Annotated in this window: 2 protein-coding genes and 1 pseudogene; all 3 read right to left on the bottom strand. The window is 66.1% G+C overall.

Annotation, left to right across the window (positions count from 1 at the left end; translation table 11 throughout):
• Window positions 1-408: transposase (locus ACM6LU_RS39105; RefSeq protein WP_414942909.1), on the bottom strand; the 408-nt coding region annotated here is incomplete at its 3' end.
• Window positions 409-454: 46 nt separating this feature from the next.
• Entirely contained in the window at window positions 455-1,099 is a 645-nt protein-coding gene (locus ACM6LU_RS39100) for a LysE family translocator (RefSeq protein WP_414942908.1), read from the bottom strand.
• 187 nt (window positions 1,100-1,286) lie between these two features.
• Window positions 1,287-2,430: pseudogene (locus tag ACM6LU_RS39095) on the bottom strand (IS701 family transposase).
• Between the last annotated feature and the right edge of the window lie 164 nt (window positions 2,431-2,594).

Below are 2,594 nucleotides of genomic sequence, written 5' to 3'. Positions count from 1 at the left end.
ACCGGAACACACGGCTGGAAAGTGGCACTCAACACACTGATCAACATCTTTCCCGGACGCATACTTTTCTGATAACCTACAAACGTAAGCAATCACCTCTGGCTTACACAAAAAACGTGACAGGCTCGCCATCTCGCCCTCGACCCCGAACACGGCGGCGACCTGGGCGAACATGTCGTCATAGGTGCCATCCAACGACCACCGATGATGCCGCTTCCACACCGTCCGCCACGGCCTGAAATCGGTGGGCAGGTCCCGCCACGGACAGCCCGTGCGGAACCACCACGCGATTTCCTCCAACATCAACCGGTGATCACTGAACCTGTTGCCCCGCCTGCCCTCATCCGAGGGCATCACCGGTTCGACAGCGGCCCAGAACTCATCAGAAATCACACCCACCCGCGTCACCCACCGATACTCGCTGATCAGGACGCGGATATTTGGGAGACACGCCCTAGTCCTTGCGTCCGGTGAATGCGAGCGACGTCCCGAGCCCGATCATCACCAGCCCGCTGGTCCCGCCCACCAACTGTAACCGCTTCGGCGACCGGGCGAACCAGGTGCGCGCCGTTCCGGCGGCGAGCGCCCACAGAGTGTCGGAAATCAGGGCGATCAGTGGCAGGCAGATCCCGAGCACGAGCATCTGGACGGGAACTGCCCCGGCCGAAGCGTCCACGAACTGCGGCAGGATCGCGGCGAGGAAGACGATCGACTTCGGGTTTGCGAAACCGACGACGAGGCCGTCGCGCAGGACTGAGAGCGTGCGGCCCGGTGTCGTTCGTACCTCGGAAGAGAAGGCGTCGGAGAGCTTGCGGCGATGCCGGATCGCCTGCGCGCCCAGGTAGACCAGGTATAGTGCGCCCGCCAGTTTGATCACGGTGAACGCCGTGGCGGAGCCGGTGACGATGGCGCCGAGCCCGAACGCGACAGCCAATACCTGCAGGTAGACGCCTACGGCGTTCCCAGCGACGGTGAGCAACGCGTCGCGCCTGCCGACGGTCAGCGCGCGGCTGATGGTGAACAGCACACTCGGGCCTGGCACGACAATCATCAGGAAGGTGAGGGCGGCGAAGGCCGCGAACTGCCCGGTGGTGACCATGGCCCGAGCCTAGTACTGCAACGGCAGTCAGGTGAGTGGGTAATCGCGTCGTTTGTAGTGGCTGAGGCGGGCTTGGTGTTGTCGTCGGCGACGGAAGCATGACCAGGCTCAGACGTGCTCGGCGGCGTCGGTGACACGCAGGACGAGTGTGGTGAGCAGGCGGCGGATCTCCGGTAGCGTGATCCGATCATGCCCGGCTCGCCGACACCGATTCCCCTTTTACGGCCAGGGATCGGGAGACGGCGAGCGAGGCGTGGGCCAGCATCGACAGGGTGATGTGGGCGTACCACGCTCGCCAGGATCGGACCTGGTAGTGGTCGAGTCCGGCTTCGTTCTTGGCCTGCTGGAAGCATTCCTCGACCCGCCGGGACCCGCCGGCGGGTCCCGGCGATCCAGGCCAGGTCCAGCAACGTCGAGCGGCGGGGTCCGTAGCAGACGTAGTAGGCGATCTCGGTCGGGTCTGAGAGTGAGCGGCGGGCGAGCAGCCAGTGCCCGCGCCCGGCCCGCCGGCCGATCCCGATCGGGATCCGCGCCCAGTCGTACTCGCGTGGGCCGTGCGCACCGGCACCGACCGACAATCGCCGCCACGACCGTGCGGGCAACTGCTCGATCAGCTCGTCCGCCCGGGCCTCGGCGCCGCCAGTGGTGCTCAGCAGGTCGTTGACCTTGGTGGCCAGCACATACGCGGCTTCGTGCTCCTCCAGCCACGCCCGCAGGTACTTGACCTGCCCGTAAGCCTCATCGGCAGTGATCCACGCGAACGGCACCTTCGCCTCGAACGCCCGCGCCAGCATCCCCATTGCCTGCCGCGGCTTCGTCTCGAACTCGGTCCCGTCCGGGATCCCGGCCCCCCGGCAACGATCGGGGTCGGCGATCCACGGCTCGGGCAGATACAGCGCCCGATCGATCAACGCATGGCCATGACCGGAGGCATAGGCCAAGAACGTGCCGATCTGACAGTTCTCGATCCGGCCCGCCGTCCCGGAGTACTGCCGCTGGACCCCCGCCGACCGCACACCCTTCTTCAGGAACCCGGTGTCGTCCACGATCAGCACACCACCCGGCTCGCCGAGATGCTCGATCACGTAGTCGCGCACGTCGTCGCGGACTCCGTCGATGTCCCAGTCCGCCCAGCGCAGGAGCCGTTGCATGCCGTCCGGGGACACTTCGCCGGCCTGCTCGGCCAGCGTCCAGCCGTTCTTCCGTTCCAGACCCGTGACCAGCCCGGACATGTACTCCCGCGCCCGGGCCCGCGGCTCCGACCGCGTGAACCGGCCCGCGATCCGCTCATGCACCCGATCCAGCTGATCCATCACCACATCGACCACCACCAGGACGATCTACCACAAGCCACCCGAGTGCCGTTGCAGTACTAGTACTCCAGCCGCACTTTGTGATTGATGGCTTGTCTTCGCTGGTAGTGGGCTTGTCGGGCTCGGTGTTGGTGGCGTCGGCGCCAGTGTGACCATGTCCAGGTCACGGCGCGGTCGGGCGC

It is taken from the genome of Amycolatopsis sp. cmx-11-51 (genome assembly GCF_047608665.1).
Classification (GTDB): domain Bacteria; phylum Actinomycetota; class Actinomycetes; order Mycobacteriales; family Pseudonocardiaceae; genus Amycolatopsis.
This window is presented reverse-complemented; position numbering and strand designations above follow the sequence as displayed.

What these genes read in the sequence shown, in the direction of transcription:
- ACM6LU_RS39100 (WP_414942908.1), bottom strand. Translation starts at nt 1,099, where the DNA reads ATGGTCACCACCGGGCAGTTCGCGGCCTTCGCCGCCCTCACCTTCCTG.